Genomic DNA, 16,497 nt, shown 5'->3' with positions numbered 1-16,497 from the left:
GGACGCGTCAAAGTGCGCCGTTACGCTCGAGCCGGTAGCTGCTGATCGCCTCGTACACCGCCTTGCGCAGCCGATTGATGCCGCCGATGGGGCGATGCTCCGGCAGTGCGTGCCAAGGATTGAAGCTGAGGTTGTCGCAGGCGAGGTTCTGCTCGGGGCTGTCGAAGTCCTGCGGCGGCAGGCGGATGTCGGCGACCGTCTCGAATGGCGCGATGGCCTCGTCCCACTCGATGCTGGTGTCCTCGACGGGCATGTAGTGCTCGGCGTTCTGCCGCTGCACCTGCAGGGCGAAGCAGGCGGGCGCACGGTCGAGGGACAGCTGCTGGTAGAGCGCGCTGCGGAGGAAATTCGGCAGGTCGCGGTTCTGCTCGGGCAGCTTGTAGCTCGGGCAGTTTTCCGGCGTCGGGACGACCCGGTACTTGATGTTGTGCGGGCCGAGCTTGTACGGCGCCACGGAGCTGTAAGTGGTGGCAACCGGGCTCTGGGGCGCGGGCGCCAGGGTCTGCAGCGCGATGAACAGGTGCCGCAGCTCCCAGCTGCGCGGATCGATGCTCGGGAAGAACGCCAGCGCCTTCTTGCCCTGCGCCTGGGCAGCGAAGTTGCTGCGATATTCGGCAACGTCACGGACGAAAAACACCGGGTGGTTGAACATCACGAAATCCTGCTCGCTGGCGTGGCGCGGGTCACGCGTGAGCTTTTCTCCCGGCACATCGAGCAGCTTGATCGCCATGCCGCGGGCGTCCCGGATGCGGTCGAACTGCGGATAGGCGTTGCCGTTGGACAGCCGCACCCAGGCTTGCCAGGTCTTGCCGGGCTCGCTGAACACACCCTGGCGCAGTGTGGGTTCCAGGTCGGCGCGCACGCTGACTTCGGCGCGCACGCAGCCGTGGGCCTTGGCATGGGCGTCGCGCAGCACACGGGTGTTCTCGCTGTGCTGTTCGACCACAGCGATGGCGTCGGCGATGATCGCCTGGGTGTCGGCCGCTTCGCTCGGGGAGACGACCTCTTCGCTGGAGACGGGGCCGCGATGGGTGAGGTGAAAGTGCACGGCGGCAATCGCCCAGCCGGCCAGGCCCACGGCGGTGACGGCAAGCAGCAGCCGGCCCAGCAGGCGGCCGATCCAGAGCCAGAGTCTTGTCAGCATGAGGCAGATCCTTGTGCGAAGGGCAGTTCAGGGGCAGCGTGGGCCGGGGGTGTCGGGGCGCGCCGGCAGTTCCTCGAGGCGCGGTTCGAAGCGGGGGTCGCCGAGCACCTTGAGGTACTCGACCAGCGCCCAGCGCTCATGCGGCGCCAATGCCCGGCCGATCACGCCATTGCCGCGGCAGCCGGCGCGGAATTCGTGGCCGCGGTTGCTGTTGCCGGTGATCTCGGTATTCAGCAGAAAGCCGCCGTCGAAGCGCTCGGTGCGAATGCCCAGGTGCTGCGGATCGTATTCGCGGCTGCCGACCCAGAACTGTTTCTGCCGTTCGGCCACCGGCGACAGCAGCTGGAACAGAGTGGGGACCGAGCCGTTATGCAGGAACGGCGGCGTCGCCCAGATGCCGTCCAACGGACGTGCCTTGTAGCCGCGCAGTTCCTGCACGCCGATCGGCAGGCCGAAGCCGTCGAATTCCGCTCGCTCGGCCTCGCCGATGCCGGCGTCACGGTAGGCGCGCTCTTCGACATAGGCGGTGATATAGGCCAGCCCCTTGGCGCTGGACAGGCTGGCGAGATCGAGCGGGCTGGATGACGCGCCATACAGCTGCACATCCAGACGATCCAGCTCGTCCTGAGTCCAGCCCAGGCGGGTCAGGTCGAAGCGATGGTCGGCAATATTGTCGGCCGTGGTCGGATCGGTACCGACGAAGGAGGTGGGGATCACCTTCATGCGCCACTCGGGGTCGCGCTCGGCAGCGAAGCGCTTGTCGACCGGCTTGGGCCTGGCATCGTGGCAATGCGCACAGTTTTCCTTGTACAGCGCGCGACCGTGGCTGGCCTGCTTGAGATCGATCGCGCCCAGCACGTCTTCGGGCCACCGGGGCGGGGCCAGCTGCATGAGGGTGGTTTCCAGCCTGTGCAGGTCGCGTACACGAACGCCCGATGCGTAGCGCTCGGCTTCGGCGACGGGCTGGCCGTTCTCGTGCAGCAGCCGCAGCGTGGCGCCAACACCCAGCGCCTCGCCGATATTGCGCGCCATCGGCTGCATGGCCGAGCCGTTCCACTGCACCCAGTCGAACTTCCAGATATCCCACAGATGCGGGTAGCTCACCGGCGCGTTGGCCACGCGGTAGTTTGCCGGATCGATGGTGTCGCCGAACACGCTGTTGGCGATGCGGCCAAACGCATCGGTACGGCCGAAGCCTTCTTCGGTGGGGTAGAGCCCGCGGTGCCAGTCGTTGTAGGCGGTGCCGAGCAGGCGGTCGAGCACCTGCTTGAAATCGTGGCGCAACTGCGCGCGGTCCTGCTCGTAGCGCTCGCCCAGCACCTGCTCGGCGAAGCGACGGAACTTGAGCGGGTTGTAATAGGTGAAGGCCATGCTCATGCCCAGCGCCTGGCCAAAGGCGCCACCGCGCAGGGTCGGCACGGTGGAGGCCAGCGAATGCATCGCCGCGCCTCCGTCGATGCGGATGGCCTGACCCCCGTAGCGCAGCTCGCCGGTGTGGCACGCCGCGCAGGTCACATCCAGATAGGCGCGACCGGTCTCGTCATCTTCATGGCGGGCAAAGCCGACCGGCAGGTTGCCGGGGTTCAGCGCGGTGGCTTTTTGCGCGGGATCGACCAGAAAGCCGAAGCGGGAGAGGTAGTCTGGTGTGGCGAACCTGTCCCGGCCGAAGGGCAGCTCCAGCGCGCGGAACCAGTCGTACTCCAGCCCTTTAACCTGGGTGCCTTGCGGCGTGTAGTAATAGGCCTGCCGCTGCGTGGTGTCCCACTGCTCCAGATAATGCAGCGCTTCGGGCGCTTCGTAGTCTGGAAGGTTCGGGTAGGCCACGAAATACAGCCCGACCCCCACGACCAGCACGGCCAACAACAAGACAGCCCCCAGGGCTCGGCGCAGCAATCGCATCGTTACATCCTTGTAGCGTCATGGCGAGTGCGCGTTTATGGCAGGGTTGTGGGGTGATGGCAATACGGCGGCATCTTTTTGCGTGACGGACATTAGTGTCGGTGCGGTCCACCCCATACTTTAAAATCTTGAGCGAAGCCTATAGCCGATTGTTTCCATAGTCCTCATATGTCAGGGGCGATGCGATTCAGATAGTCCGCCCTGTCATCACTCATTTTAGCGATACAATTATCAATCGTTACTTGGTAAGCCTCTGCGGTCTCCTCTATTTCAAAGGCTTCAAGCTTGCAATCTGCGTCTCGCAGATCGATCCACTCTCGCTGCGCCGTTTTTAATAGGGAAATGTATTGGTCTGCTAGTAAAGGGGAATTTCGATACTGAAGTCTGATCCGATTCAAGGTAGCCTTGTATGATGAGTTAAGAAGAGCGTCCGATTGCTCTTTGTTATACTGCGCGCACAGTGCTATCTGAGAAGAGGCTTCAATCTCTTTGCATGGATTACTAACATCATCGCTTAATGCTGTACGTACAAATAGAATTAAGAAAATTAGACTTATTGTCCGGCTATTGAACATTTAGTTATTCCTAAGGTAACGAGCTCTGTTTCGCCCTGGCTCATACTGCCTAATGGCAGGCGTATTTTCTATGTAGCGTATCAGTTCGGCTTTATCATTCCTCATTCCAGCCTTCATCGGGTTGGGCCCCTTGGTAAAGCCTTGATAGACGAAGTCAACCAGCACATCCCTGATGACCTGATCTAGGGCGTTCCACTCGGTTCTTTCAGGCTCGCTCGCGGTCCAGTGGTCATAGTTTCTGATGGCACGAGCTACGTAGTTCGGATGGATAATGTTGAAAAGGACTATTTCCTGCTCGGGAGTTATTTGCCCAATGGAAGCTCTGTTCTCTCTAACAAATTGCTGAGCAATCACGCCTTTCTTTCCGTGCGCCTGAGCAATCTTGGTTGCCTGGTCGTGTGCAATTCCGGCACTTGTCATATGATCGTAGATTTCTATTTCGGGCCGGGAGCCCATGTCATAACCACGACCGAGCGTGACTCCCGATAGATCGTTTCCAGGCCAATGAACGACCCGGCTGAAGAATGGAGATGTGGGGATATTATTTCCTTCGGCGTCAAATGTTATTCGCCCTTCGCTAATCGTAGGGCGGGCCTTCGCTACAGCACTGAATACGCCGATAAGGGCGAGTGGTTGGAAGTGCCAAGCTTTCCCATCTGCGCGAATAGAGTAGTTCCCGGCGATATCGCCCCACCAGCTCAGAGTTTTGATACGGTTCTTCTCTTCGGCCCAATCCTGATTGGGATCATCGGAGCGGTGGCCCATCAGCTCATCGAGTTCGTCCCAGTGCGCCGCATTCCAAAACCATTCACTTTCATGCCGCGTGATGAGCTGCGAGATGGACTGGGCGTGCCAAGGCTTTTCCAGCGCCCCTTGGATCTCTCGGGAGGTCATCTTGCCGTCGCGGTTGGTGTCGATGATGTCGTAGAGGCGGCTGCGCACCGGACCTTTGTCGGCCAGGTCGACGACACCCTGGTAGCTGGCTTTCTCGTCATCGGACAGGCGAAGCGCCGCGTTGAGGTAGTAGGCGAGTCCTGCACTTGGCGGATCAGCATCCTCAAGGCATTCGAAGCCTTCCCACTCCCAGGGACTGTGGCGGGTAGTGATCAACTCCTGTTCCGGTAGCCAGCCGCTGATGGGCTGGCCTTCCTTGTCGGCTAACAGATCATCAAGTCGCCACCAAATAGTCTCGCCTGAATGGCTGTAAGCCGTGTTGTTGGCAGGAAGCCTGATCTTGGCTTCGTTTGGAAGCGCGTCCAGCAGACTTTGCGGCAGGATCAGGTCGACGCCGATCTCGGATCCCTCATCGCTCTGCTTAGGAGGGTTTTCGCTATTGATGTCACCCCGGTGACGGATCAACTTGCTGGCACCCGCATGGACCTTTAGCAAACTCTTTTTCTCCGCCGGCAGATTATGTGCCCACTTGCGGCTTTCGCTTATGAACGATGGCACGTCCTCACAACTGAAGACCTCCAGATGCAACAGTTCCTGAGGTAAACCGTCGCTTTGATTCTGGTACTTGCCTAGATGGCCGATCAGATCACCGGCCTTGATGGGCACCGGTGGATTAAGAAGCACCACGGAGCCCAGCGCCTTGGGTTTTGATTGGGCCGTCAGAAAGGAAGAAGAGACATAGCCAGGCATAGACCCATCTACCTGTGGCGTCAGCACCGGCTCGTTGTTGCCGCTAATCACCTGTTCGAGCTTGAGAAACGCACCTTCGCCCGATGCGCGGATCTGGGCGCCTCTACTGAGCTTGCCCACGACAGGTGAGTTCATTCGGGCTTCGGCTCTGACGTTGAGCTCGCCGCTGCTGGTGCTAACGGTATACAACCCTGAAGCCCAGAATGACGGTCGCTCCAGCTTCTCGTCTTGGCGATAGTCTTTCCAGCACTTGAGGTGCATGTACAGGCTGAAGATTGCCAGCGCCGGCGGATTTGCTTTCGGGTCACTCTCAGTAATGGATGCTTTGGCCTGAAGCGTATGTTTGACCAGCACGAAACCCGTGGAAAACGGAGCCTGTATCTGAAGCGGCGGTTTGCCGGTGTAGGTGCTGATGGGATATTCGTCATCGATCCGATAAGCGACCACTTCGCCATGGGTGATGCAGTTGACGCGGCTCTGATCGAAGGCTCCGGATGTGCCCCTGTCGAAATGAATGCCGCCATGCCACAGCCCATTCCCGCCGATGGGATAGAAGCCTGTCTGGGCCTTGCATAGTGCGGTCAGCGGTTGCAACGAGCGGCCTTCTACTGGTTTGCATGGGTAGCACCAATCTCCCTTGGCGCCGTTTTCGCTGCCACTAACGGCGGCTTTTGGCTTTTCGTCATCCGGGCTCAGGGTGCCGTCGACTATGTCCGCGATATAACGCTTGAAAACGCTTTCCTCGAATTCGGCATGGACGTGAATGGCGTAGCTCTGCCCGCCCGCCCTGTCCGTTCCGGCTTGAAGGCCAATATGCTGACCGTATGTGATTGCATCTCCATCGTTGACTTTGAATGCCGGGTGAAGATGCAAGATCTGCCCGAGCAGCTGTCCATTGCTCGGGGCGTCATAAATCTGCAGCGTGCCGTAAGCCCGGTTGATCTTGGCATAGCCGGCCAATGGGCTGGGAACAGGGATGGATTGGTTGCTGCCTTCGACGAGCAACACGAAATCCTTCTTGATGAGTGTGCGGCTACCAACATGGCGCACCTCTTCGAGCTGTCCGTTGATGGTCTCGTATTCTCGGTTTGGCTCACGCCCTAAAGAAGGGTGATGTTTGGCGAGGTCTTCGTAGCGAAACACATCCTCGATGCGGTTTCCGACACTTTCAACAATTTTGTAGCGACGTCCTGTCATGTCCGTTCCTGGGCTGTAGTCGTGTGCTTAGAGGCCGCAGGCCGCTCCGAAGGTCTTGTAGATCTCTGTCTTGCCTTCCACTTCGATGACGAGGTCAACGTTCCGGTCGTCCGACTCGTTGTACTCTGAAAAATTGAACTGCTGGACCATGGTGAGCGTGACGGTCATGCCATCAGCAGCGTAGGCCGTAAGGGTTTCGGTTATATCGGTCTGTTGCAGCTCTTGGACGGTGCCGGCAGTTTTTATGAACAACACTTCATCTATCTCGACGGCAATCGGTTGGGCGTCACGTATGGCCCGATATTGGTCATCGGCTGCAACCAGTGCGCAGCGATAATTCTCGATACCGCCTGTTTCCTGATACCGACTGACGGCTTCTTGATAAGTGATGGGTTCGAGTTGGAGGGCGGCGCAGCCAGCCAGGTACCCGCAGGACAGAACGAACAGCAAGATCTGGCGTGCAGGGTGGTGAAAGGGGCGACGGCTCTTGAGGTTGATATTCATCGTTTGGTTCAGCCTGAAAAATTCATCATTCTTTTGACTTTCTTTTTTCGGTTGAGCGGACTGGCGGAAACTTGCTCCAACAAACTCCCCGCCTTATCCCTATCAGCCATCCCCGGCAGCACCGGCGGCTTGATCTTGATTCCCGATCCCTTGCCCGGCGCGCCCCCGGCGTTGATTCGCGCTAGCGGGCCAGAGACGGTGATGCCGCCTGGGTCGAGCTTAATGAAGCTGCCTCCGGCTTTAAGCGTGAGTTCGACGCCGGCTTCGATGACCATCTTCTGGCCGGCCTTGAGGTGGATCTCGCGGCCGGCCTTGGTCAGCTGGGCGGTGCCGAGCTTGATGTGCTGGGTCTGGCCGATGGTGAGGTGGTCGTCAGGTTTGACTTCCACTTTGCGGTCGCCGGCAACGGTCTGGTGTTCCTCGGCGCGGAATTCGCTGTAGCTGTTGGCGTCCACGGTGTCGTGGCGTTCATTACCGACGCGGCTCTTCTGGTCGTGCTCGATGTTTTCGTCCCAGTCGCGTTGGGCGTGGATATAAATCTGTTCCTGGCCCTTACGGTCTTCGATGCGCAGTTCGTTGTAGCCGCCACCGCCCGGGCTACTCAAGGTCTTGAACACCGTGCGGGTCTTGTTGGCCGGCAGGTCGTAGGGGACCTGATGCTCCTTGTGATACAGGCAGCCGGTGACCAGCGGTTGATCGGGATCGCCTTCGAGGAAGGTCACCAGCACTTCCATGCCAACGCGCGGGATCGCGATGCCGCCGTAGCGGTCGCCGGCCCAGCTTGAGCTGACGCGCAGCCAGCAGCTGGTCTTGTCGTCGGCCTGGCCTTCGCGATCCCAGTGGAATTGAACGCGCACGCGGCCGTACTCGTCGCAGTGGATTTCTTCGCCAGCGGGCCCGGTAACCACGGCGGTCTGGCTGCCGAGGACCTTCGGTTTCGGATGGCGAAGGGCCGGGCGGAAAGGGATATCCCAGGGCGTAGCGGTGAAGTGGTTGCGGTAGCCCTGGATGAAGCCGTCGCCAGTTTCGACATGGCTGGTGACTGACTCCTCCAACACCTGCGGCTGCTTGCCTTCATGCAGCACTTCGGTCAGCAGCCAGAGGTCGTTCCATTCGCGGCGCGGGTGGTCGGAGATTTCCAGCAGATGGCCGCTGACCAGCCGCGGCTGGTCGCTGTTGCCCTCGGCCAGGCGGTAGTCGTGGCGGTGGCGCTCCAGCGCGCGTTGCGACAGGTGTTTGCCGCGGGCGCGCTCGGTGAAGCGGCCCGGGTAGTCGTAGTCCTCCAGGTCGGGTTGCGGCATGGCGTTCGCCGCTGGCTCGCCGCGGTGGGTTGCCTCCATCAGCAGCCTGGGTTGTTCGAAGTCGTAATCACGACGGCCGACCCGGCTGGTGCGTGTCGCGACGCGCACGGCGAAGCGCTTGATCACCGGCTCGTCAGCCGTCATGCCGTTGTCCTGCAGATAGGCGGTCGGCTGGCCGAGTCGGGCGAAGCTGGTCTGGCCATCGCCGAAGACCAGCACATGACCTCTGGTGCTGTGCTCGAAGTGGTAATGGATACCTTCTTCCTCGCACAGGCGCTGAACGAAGTGCAGGTCCGATTCGTCGTACTGCACGCAGTACTCGCGTGGCGGGTAGAGCACCGGGCCGAGCTGGAAGCGGTAGGCGTCGGCCTGGATACCGTGCTCTTCGAGCACCTGGGCGATGATCTGCGGCACGCTGAGGTGCTGGAATATGCGCTGGTTGGTGCGATGGGCGAGGTAGGCCAGCTGCGGCACGAGCGTGAGCCGATAGCGGGTCAGGCGCTTGCCGGATTCGCCCTGGGCGATACGGTGGACCAGGCCGTGTATGCCCATGCCGGCGGGGTCGAAGGTGAGAAAGGCGGGCTTATGCAGCAGTGCCTGCAGATCGAGGTCGGGGCGCTCGCTGACCAGTTCCAGGTCGAAGCGGTAGGGCTGGCTGATGGCCTCGCGGCCCCGGAATTCGAGCACCTGGAAGTCGTGATCGACGCCCTCCAGGGTCATGCTGAAGTGGGTTTCGTTGGCCGCGTTGAACATGGGCTGTCCTTGTCCTGATGTCATCCGTGGGAGTGGCCGAACCAGCGCTGCCAACGGTTCGGTGCGGGGCGGCTGAAGGCGTGCAACAGGCCCGCCGCATCGATGCTGCGCTGCGCTTCGTCGAATGCCAGCGCCAGACGCAGCGCCGGCCAGCAATGCGCGGGCAGCTGCGGCGGCCGTTGCAGGGTGCGATCCAGCTCCATCGCCTTGGCCTGGCGGGCGCTGAGCCGGCGATAAGGGTGGCTGCCACTGGCCAGTTCATAGAGCACGCAGGCCAGTGCGTAGATGTCGGCGCTGGCGGTCAGCTCGCCACCGTCGAGCAGTTCCAGCGCGGCATAACGCGGTGTCCAGGCGGCGAAGCGCGTGCGGCACAGGCGCGGCAGACCGGGCAGCAGGCCTTCCAGCGGCTGGCCGAGGCCATAGTCGAACAGTCGCAGGCCGTCATCGGCGAGCATCACGTTGCTCGGTTTCAGGTCGCCATGCAGTACGCCCAAGCTATGGGAGTAGGTCAGCGCTTCCAGCAGGGGTAACGCGATGCCCTGCAGTTCGCTCCAAGGCATGCCCTGTAGGCGTTCGCAGAGCAGCTGGTCGAGGGTTGGCCCCTTGAGCAGCTCCAGGGTGATGAAGGCGCGCTGGCTGCTTGGGTCGATCTCGAAGTTGTACAGGCGCACCACATGGCGGTGGCTGAGGCGCGTGGTCAGTGCGTATTCGCTGTAGAGCAGGGCGCTGGCATCGGGGTATTCGGCGAAATCCTCGCTGAGCGTCTTCAGCGCCACGTAGGGTTCCGGATCGCCGAACTGTTCGCGCAGCAGGTCACGCGCTCGATAGACCGCGCCCATTCCGCCGACGCCGAGCAGCCGCTCGATCCGATAGCGGCCGCCGAGTACGTCCGGAAGCTCGCCGGCAGGTGTCTTCGGCACCACCGGCACCGGCGTGGCCGCGGTGGACGCCAGCGCAAAATAGGTGAGATCGCAGGCGGGCTGGGCATTCATCGGCGGATCACCACGGCACTGAGATTGTCGCGCGCCGGGCCCTTGAGCGCCTGGCGAAACAGCCGCTCCAGCGCCAACTGCGTGGACGGCAGACTGAGGGCGGCGCCAAGCGCGTCGGCGGACATGCTCTGGTAGAGCCCATCGCTGCACAGCAGCAGCGTGTCGCCAGGCAGCACGACGAACTCGAGGATATCCAGCTCCAGCTTCTCGCTGGCGCCGATGGCGCGGGTCAGCGCGTGAGCGGCCGGATGTTTGGCGGCAACCTCGGGGCTGAGCTGCTGCTCGTCGATCAGTTGCTGCAACAGCGAGTGGTCGCGTGACAGCTGATAGAGACGGCCGCTGCGCCACAGGTAGCAGCGGCTGTCGCCAGCCCAGATGCAGGCGGCGTGGTCACCCTCCATGAGCAGGGCGACCACGGTGCTGCCGATCACCGGATCGGGGCGTTCGGCGGTGACCGTCAGTTCCTGGCTGAGCCGGCGATTCAGCTCATGCAGGCAGCGCCGCAGCGCCAGCAGCCGCTCAGGCAGATCGCCCGTAGTGGATAGATCGGCCAGCTGCTCGATGATCAGGCGACTGGCCAGAGCACCGTTCTGGTGTCCGCCCATGCCGTCCGCCACGGCCCAGAGCCCGGCCTGCGGCAGATCGAGGAAGGCATCCTCGTTGCGCGCCCGCACCTTGCCGGTGTCGGTGCGCGCGGCGCTGCGCCAGCTGCATGCCGTTGCGTCCATCACAGCGTCGCCGGCAGCTTGAAGCCGCGCAGCAGCGCGAGGTCGAACGGATTCGGCGAGCGCTGCGCGTGCAGCAGGTAGTTGGCGCGCAGGCCGCCGAGATCGGCCTTGAGCATCAGCACGTCGCGGCCGCTGTGGTAGTCGACCTGCATCAGGTCGATCAGGCGGAACAGCGACCAGGGCCCGGTGTTCTTCTCGATACCGACACGACGGCCGCCGAGTTCTTCCACCACCAGGCTGGTGCGACCGTCGTCGGCTTCGGCCGGCCAGCGGAACGCAGTCTGCACGATCGGCCCGTGGCGATACTCCAGCTGCTGGTTGCCGAAGCGGAAGTCGGCGCGACCGAGGCTCGAATCCAGCGAATAGGGCTCGAGCTTGAACAGGATCTGCGGCTCGTTGGGGTTCTCGGCGAAGAAGCTGCGGCGAATGGTCTGCGCCCTGCTCATCTGCGCCAGAAAGTGCTCGGACAGCGGCAGGCCGCGACCGTCGACCCGGCGCAGTTGATACTGGCCAGCGCTGCCGCTGACGAAGGGCTTGAGGTAGCGCTCGAAAAAGCTGTCCGCCAGGCCCTGGGCCTTGAAGAACTCGCGGAAGTCGGCGAGGGCGACGTCGCTGGCGCTGTGCGCGCTGAACGGATAACGCTCGCGCAGCGAGCCGCGGTAGCTGGCGTAGAGCTCGTTGCGATAGCGCTGGTTGAGGTAGTGGTAGGCATCGGTGAGCACCAGCGACCAGCTGTCTTCGGCCAGCAGCCCCAGCCACTTGCCGACCGGTTGTGGCAGGCGTGCAGCGCTGCTGCGCAGCTGGTTGATGGCGTCGCGCTGGCCGCCCATGCGTGCCTTGGCCATTTCGAAGGCGGCCTGTTCCGGTGCGCTGGCATGGGCCAGGGAAGCCAGCTGCAGCTGCAGGGCGTCGAGGGCCTGCAGACTGGCACTCAACTCGGGGCCGGCCGCGCCGTTTTCGTCGAGCAGCTGGTGCAGCGGTGCAAAGCGACGCTCCAGGGTCTTGCGCGCGGTGTCCGGCGTGTTCTTCAGCAGTGCTGCCTGGGCCTGCTCGGCAGCTGCGGTGGCCAGCTTGGCCGCCTTGCCGAGCTTGCCGCCGGCGCCTTGCGCCGCTTCGGCCAGCTCGCCAGCCCCGGCGGTCGCTTCGGCCAGACCGGCGAAGCGGGTGTTCTCGCGTACTTCCAGCAGCAGTTGCAGCAGCGGTGAGTTGGCGGCGGTGAGCCCAGCGAGCTGCGCGGCACCCTGCGCCGCACTACCTGCGGGGAGGATGTTCAGTTGGGCGATCGCTTCGCTCCAGTGCGCGGCATAGTCGCGGAAGTACAGCTGCTCCATTTCCACCAGCAGACGGCCGAGGTCCTTGGCGCTGAGGCTGTCGCCTTCGCCCAGTACCCAGTTGTCGCGCAGGATCTCGCTGACCAGATCGGCGCCCTGGGCGACGAACAGTTTTTGGTAGCCGCGCTGGGTGTAGAAGCCGGGAATCGTATAGTCGCCGCCGACGAACAGGGATGCCTGCGGGCCGAGCTGCGTATTCAGCCGATAGTCGGGAAGGTTGCGTGCCTGGTCGCGCAGCATGCGGTACACCACTGCCGCCAGCGATTCGCTGCGCAGCTGAGCGCGGGCCTTGGCCACCAGATTGTCGTTCAGCTGGTATGCAGCGAAGGATTCTTCCAGCAGCCGCGCAAAGTGTGTGTTGAGCCCCTGCTGCGCCACGGCATTGCCCGAATGGCGCAGCGACCAGTCGGCGGCCAGCCAGTCCTTGAGGAAGGCCGCTTCACGGCGTTCGGCCAGGTTGAGCATGAGATAGGCGCGCAGGCTGCCGAGCAGCTGCTCGCGGTCGTTCAGGTTGGCGCGAATCTGCGCTTCCAGCTGCCGGGCGACACGTGGCAGCAGCAGGTTCTCCAGATCGCGGCGGTAGGCCTCGTGCAGCGTCGGGTCGACCGCTTCGCCCTGATACAGGCCGCCCCGGCGCAGCCAGGACACCTCGTCTTTCGGCGGGAACACCTGCGTCGCCGCATAGCTCGCGTCCAGAGCCTTGAGGGTGCGCAGTGCCTCGTCTCCCGCCTCGATGGTCTTGCGCTCGCTGCCGAGTCGCTGGGCGATGTCGCGCAGCTGTTCCAGGCGTTCATGGTTGCCGGAGAAGTTCAGAGCCCAGGCAGCGCCGAACAGCAGCAGACAGCCGAAGGCGCCGGCATAGAGGGCACGCTGGCCCCAGTCGATGCGGCGCACTTCGCGCTGGTCGAGGCCGGCCAGTTCGGCTTCGGGGAAAATCACCCGGCTGAGCAACTGATTGATAAAGCGCGCACGACCGCTGCGGAAGGTCGGCAGCGCACTGCTGGACAGGCCGAGCTGGCGGCCGATGCCGGCGGTGAGCGGGTCGAGCGTTTCGCGTAGCTGCGGCGCGCTGGTCAGGTAGAAGCCACGCAGCTGGCTGGCACGCTGGTAGCGGTTGCCGGCAAACGCGAGTTCGATGAACAGGCTCAGGCGCTCGCCGATCTGCCCCAGCTGATGCGGGAAGTCGAGGATCCGGCCACGGCGCTGTGTATCGCGCTCTTGATGCATGCGCAGGATCACCTGGCTGTTCAGCCGGCGCAGCAGTTCCTCGAACTCCTGGCGCACCACCTGCGCATCGCTGCCGTTCTGCTCCTTGCGGAAACTCGCGCCGAGCACCTGGTCGCTTTCCTCGCGGGACAGCTGCTCGAAGAAGTCGTCGAAACCGAGAATCCGGTCGGCCTTGCTCAGCACTAGGTAGACCGGCACGTCCACGTTCAGACGCTGATGGATCTCGTGCAGGCGCTGACGGGTCTGGCGGGCCAGGTTCTCCAGCTCCAGTTCACTGCCGCCTTGCAGCTGGTCCACCGGCAGGTTGACCAGCACGCCGTTGAGCGGACGCGCGCGGCGCTTGCGCAGCAGGCCGAGCAGGGTGTCCCAGACGCTGCCGTCGACAGCTGCATCGGGCTGGGTCAAGTAGCGGCCGGCGGTGTCGATCAGCACGGCATGATCGGCGAAGTACCAGTCGGCATAGCGGGTGCCGGAGACGTCCTTGGTCAGGCGCTGCTGTTCGCTGCGGTTGAGTGGGAAATCCAGCCCGGAGAAGTCCAGCAGGCTGGTCTTGCCGCTGCCCTGCGGACCGATCAACAGGTACCAGGGCAGCTCGCTGCGCCATTTCTCGCTGCGCCCGCGATAGAGGCTGGAGGTCTTCAGGGTGCGTAGCGCCTGCTTGAAACGATGGCGCAACTCCTGTTGCTCTTCGCCGATCAGGCCGTCGCGGCGCAGCTGCTCCTGAACGTCCTGGTCTTCCGCGTCGCGCTTCCTGCGCGCGCTGGCGCGCCAGCTGGTGAAGACCATGGCCAGGCCCCAGCCGAGAAACAGCACGCTGATGCTCAGCAGGCGTGCGGTCGACGCTTCCCAGAAGCGGTAGTCGTCGACCGCCAGCAGCGGCCCGACGAACCACACCACGACTGCCAGCAGCAGGACCAGCAGCAGGCTCCAGACCCAGGTCCGGCGCAGTACGGCGCCGAGCTTGCCAAAGAACGTCTTCATTTCATCTCATCCCTGAAAAGGTGGAATCGCCGGCATCCATGTCCAGCGAGCGATAGGGTTGCAGCACGCTCTCGCGTTGTTCGCCCAGCACCCAGGCGAAACCGCCGTAGATCACCCCGAGGCACATCAGGGTGAACAGCGCGACCATCCACCAGGGCACGATGCGCACCAGGCGCCGGCGGGTGTCCTTGAGGCCTTCCCAGTGCGGCGAAAGCTCGCGCGGGATGTCGCCACGCATCTGGCGGATCTGCCGGTAGAGGCTGTCGCGCACGGCCTCCAGTTCGAGCATGCCGCGCGGCAGCACGCGGTACTTGCCCTCGAAGCCGAGGGACAGGCAGAGGTACATCAGCTCGAGCATCGGCAGGTGCTTGACCGGGTTGCGCGACAGCCGCTCGAGCAGCTGGAAGAACTTCTCGCCGCCGAAGGTCTCGTTGTGGAAGGAGGACAGCAGGCTCATCTGCGACCATTCGCTCTCGTTGCCCCAGGGCGTGGTTACCACGGCCTCGTCGAGCACGGTGCAGAGCACGTAGCGCGCCGCCATCACCTGGCTGCTTTCGGCGCCGTCATGCAGCGCGCGATGTTCGAACAGCTTGATCGCGCTGCTCAACTGGCCATGCAGGGCCTGCAAGTCTTCGCTTTCCAGGCTGTGCTTGAAGCGCACCACTTCCGACAGCAGCGGCGAGGCGGCAGCTACCAGCGGATTGAGGCTGATGTTGAAGGTTTCCGCCGGGCGCAGACGCGCGGCGTAGATCATCCGCTCCTCCAGCTGCTCGAAGCGCGGCGGGGTGTCGAAGTCGGTCAGCGGGCTCTGCGCCGGGGTCTCTCCCGCTCGATTGACGATGACCGTGCGGTCGTCCTGTCCGTAATCCATTTCCTTGATCATGTCGCTCAGTCCCTGACCGCCCAGAATTTCAGTTCGAGCCCGGTGAAGTCACCGGACACATGGAAGGCAAAGCCGCCGGAGCGCTCCAGCTGCGCCTGGTCCTCGGCGCTGAGCTCCAGGGCGAAATAGGTTTTGCCGGCATGGAAGGGGATTTGCCGCGGCGCCACCGGCAGCGGCTTGAGGCGGATGCCCGGCAGATGCAGGTTGACCAGCTGGCGGATACGCTCCACCGGGCCGATCTTCAGGTGCGCCGGCAGCCGCGTGCGCAGGGTTTCCGAGTCGCACTGGGCGCTGGCGGCGAGCACGAAAGACGCCGTGCCGAGCAGCTTGTGGTCATGCAGCGGCGATACCTGGATGCCGTACTGACGCTGCTGCAGCAGCAGCTCGATGGCATGCTGTTCGAGCACCATCGACAACACCTGGCGAATCGCGTCCATCAGCTTGCGGAAGCTCGCGCCCTGGTCGCTGTGCTGGTAACGGCCATCCAGGCGCGGGCGCTTGCTCTCGCTGGAGAAGGTCGCCAGCTCGCCGAGCAGGCCAAGCAGGTCGCGGTAGATCTGCTCCGGATGCACCTGCTCCACGCCCAGGTAGTGGCGCAGCACTGGTTCGTGACGGTTGATCAGCTGCAGCATCATGAAGTCGCCGACCTCGGCGCCACCCACCTTGCCGGTGGCGCTGATGCGCTCGGCGAGGGTGTCGCCGCGGTGGGCGAGCATGCTGATCACTTCCTTCAGGCACGACAGCAGGTAGCCGGAAGCCTGGAAGTTGACATAGGTGGGGATGAACTCGGGGTCGAGGCTGATGACCCCGTCCGGCGTGGTGTCCAGTACCTCGCACAGCTGCAGCTTCACGTAGGCCTGGTCGCTCTGCTGCTCGCCCAGCAGCAGGCGGAAATCCGGCAGGCCGGTGCTCACCTGGCTGGTGCTGCTGTCGCCGGCATTGGAATCGGCGACCTCCAGTTCGTGGGCGGTATAACGCGCCAGCACGTCCTTCTGTTCGGGCCGGCGGGTCTCGATGTGGTTGCCGGTGACCAGCGGCAACGCGAGATAGACCGGTGTGCTGCCTGTGTTCGGCGGGATGTCCAGCGCCAGTGGCTCGCGCTCGCTGCCCAGCTCGAACAGCGTACCGTCCGGGAGGATGCCGCTGGCCTGGCTGAGTACCAGCTTGCCCATGTTGAGGAACTGGCGGTCGATCTCCAGGTTGAAGAAGCCCCAGGCGTAGCTGCCCAGCTTCTGGGTACGCGCCTTGAGTTGGTGATCGTAGTAGCGATCGCTCTGCTGGAAGTGCTGCGGACGCAGCAGCATGCCTTCCTGCCAGACAACCTTGTGCAGGCTCATG

The 16,497-nt window shown here is 63.2% G+C and carries 11 protein-coding genes; all 11 read right to left on the bottom strand.

Features of this window, described 5'->3' with window-relative positions; all coding sequences use genetic code 11:
* Nucleotides 1-7: 7 nt before the first annotated feature.
* Nucleotides 8-1,144: a catalase family protein gene (locus tag PSEST_RS20745; RefSeq protein ID WP_015278878.1), complete on the bottom strand. Its 1,137-nt coding sequence runs from the start codon at nucleotides 1,142-1,144 to the stop codon at nucleotides 8-10.
* Between the two features lie 27 nt (nucleotides 1,145-1,171).
* The gene (locus PSEST_RS20740; protein ID WP_015278877.1) at nucleotides 1,172-3,043 is read right to left on the bottom strand and encodes a di-heme-cytochrome C peroxidase; all 1,872 of its coding nucleotides are present in this window, start codon (nucleotides 3,041-3,043) and stop codon (nucleotides 1,172-1,174) included.
* A 164-nt stretch (nucleotides 3,044-3,207) separates the two neighbouring features.
* The gene (locus PSEST_RS20735; protein WP_015278876.1) at nucleotides 3,208-3,618 is read right to left on the bottom strand and encodes a lysozyme inhibitor LprI family protein; all 411 of its coding nucleotides are present in this window, start codon (nucleotides 3,616-3,618) and stop codon (nucleotides 3,208-3,210) included.
* Entirely contained in the window at nucleotides 3,619-6,459 is a 2,841-nt protein-coding gene (locus tag PSEST_RS22450; RefSeq protein ID WP_015278875.1) for a hypothetical protein, read from the bottom strand.
* A gap of 27 nt (nucleotides 6,460-6,486) precedes the next feature.
* Nucleotides 6,487-6,963 (bottom strand): hypothetical protein, encoded by a 477-nt coding sequence (locus tag PSEST_RS20725; RefSeq protein ID WP_015278874.1) that lies wholly within the window; start codon nucleotides 6,961-6,963, stop codon nucleotides 6,487-6,489.
* A gap of 8 nt (nucleotides 6,964-6,971) precedes the next feature.
* Nucleotides 6,972-9,017 carry a type VI secretion system tip protein TssI/VgrG gene (gene tssI, locus PSEST_RS20720; protein WP_015278873.1) on the bottom strand — a complete coding sequence of 682 codons (2,046 nt, stop codon included), beginning with the start codon at nucleotides 9,015-9,017 and terminating at the stop codon, nucleotides 6,972-6,974.
* 20 nt (nucleotides 9,018-9,037) lie between these two features.
* On the bottom strand, nucleotides 9,038-10,009 hold the full coding sequence (locus tag PSEST_RS20715; protein ID WP_015278872.1) for a serine/threonine-protein kinase: 972 nt from the start codon (nucleotides 10,007-10,009) through the stop codon (nucleotides 9,038-9,040).
* Complete coding sequence (locus PSEST_RS20710) at nucleotides 10,006-10,737, bottom strand: PP2C family protein-serine/threonine phosphatase (RefSeq protein ID WP_015278871.1); 732 nt, start codon at nucleotides 10,735-10,737, stop codon at nucleotides 10,006-10,008. The genes PSEST_RS20715 and PSEST_RS20710 overlap by 4 nt, the downstream gene beginning before the upstream one ends.
* Nucleotides 10,737-14,276, bottom strand: a complete 3,540-nt coding sequence (tssM, locus tag PSEST_RS20705; RefSeq protein ID WP_015278870.1) for a type VI secretion system membrane subunit TssM — start codon at nucleotides 14,274-14,276, stop codon at nucleotides 10,737-10,739. The genes PSEST_RS20710 and tssM overlap by 1 nt, the downstream gene beginning before the upstream one ends.
* A gap of 1 nt (nucleotide 14,277) precedes the next feature.
* Nucleotides 14,278-15,159, bottom strand: coding sequence for a type IVB secretion system protein IcmH/DotU (icmH, locus tag PSEST_RS20700; protein ID WP_015278869.1), 882 nt, complete (start codon nucleotides 15,157-15,159; stop codon nucleotides 14,278-14,280).
* Nucleotides 15,160-15,164: 5 nt separating this feature from the next.
* Complete coding sequence (gene tssK, locus PSEST_RS20695) at nucleotides 15,165-16,496, bottom strand: type VI secretion system baseplate subunit TssK (RefSeq protein WP_015278868.1); 1,332 nt, start codon at nucleotides 16,494-16,496, stop codon at nucleotides 15,165-15,167.
* Nucleotide 16,497: the final 1 nt, after the last annotated feature.

The organism is Stutzerimonas stutzeri RCH2, from assembly GCF_000327065.1.
In the GTDB taxonomy this organism is placed as follows: domain Bacteria; phylum Pseudomonadota; class Gammaproteobacteria; order Pseudomonadales; family Pseudomonadaceae; genus Stutzerimonas; species Stutzerimonas stutzeri_AE.
This window is presented reverse-complemented; position numbering and strand designations above follow the sequence as displayed.

Bases quoted from the DNA above. Each gene is read 5' to 3' on its own strand.
- PSEST_RS20725 (WP_015278874.1), bottom strand. From the start codon at position 6,963: ATGAATATCAACCTCAAGAGCCGTCGCCCCTTTCACCACCCTGCACGC.
- PSEST_RS20710 (WP_015278871.1), bottom strand. From the start codon at position 10,737: ATGGACGCAACGGCATGCAGCTGGCGCAGCGCCGCGCGCACCGACACC.
- PSEST_RS20745 (WP_015278878.1), bottom strand. From the start codon at position 1,144: ATGCTGACAAGACTCTGGCTCTGGATCGGCCGCCTGCTGGGCCGGCTG.
- PSEST_RS22450 (WP_015278875.1), bottom strand. From the start codon at position 6,459: ATGACAGGACGTCGCTACAAAATTGTTGAAAGTGTCGGAAACCGCATC.
- tssI (WP_015278873.1), bottom strand. From the start codon at position 9,017: ATGTTCAACGCGGCCAACGAAACCCACTTCAGCATGACCCTGGAGGGC.
- icmH (WP_015278869.1), bottom strand. From the start codon at position 15,159: ATGATCAAGGAAATGGATTACGGACAGGACGACCGCACGGTCATCGTC.
- tssM (WP_015278870.1), bottom strand. From the start codon at position 14,276: ATGAAGACGTTCTTTGGCAAGCTCGGCGCCGTACTGCGCCGGACCTGG.
- tssK (WP_015278868.1), bottom strand. From the start codon at position 16,496: ATGAGCCTGCACAAGGTTGTCTGGCAGGAAGGCATGCTGCTGCGTCCG.
- PSEST_RS20715 (WP_015278872.1), bottom strand. From the start codon at position 10,009: ATGAATGCCCAGCCCGCCTGCGATCTCACCTATTTTGCGCTGGCGTCC.
- PSEST_RS20740 (WP_015278877.1), bottom strand. From the start codon at position 3,043: ATGCGATTGCTGCGCCGAGCCCTGGGGGCTGTCTTGTTGTTGGCCGTG.
- PSEST_RS20735 (WP_015278876.1), bottom strand. From the start codon at position 3,618: ATGTTCAATAGCCGGACAATAAGTCTAATTTTCTTAATTCTATTTGTA.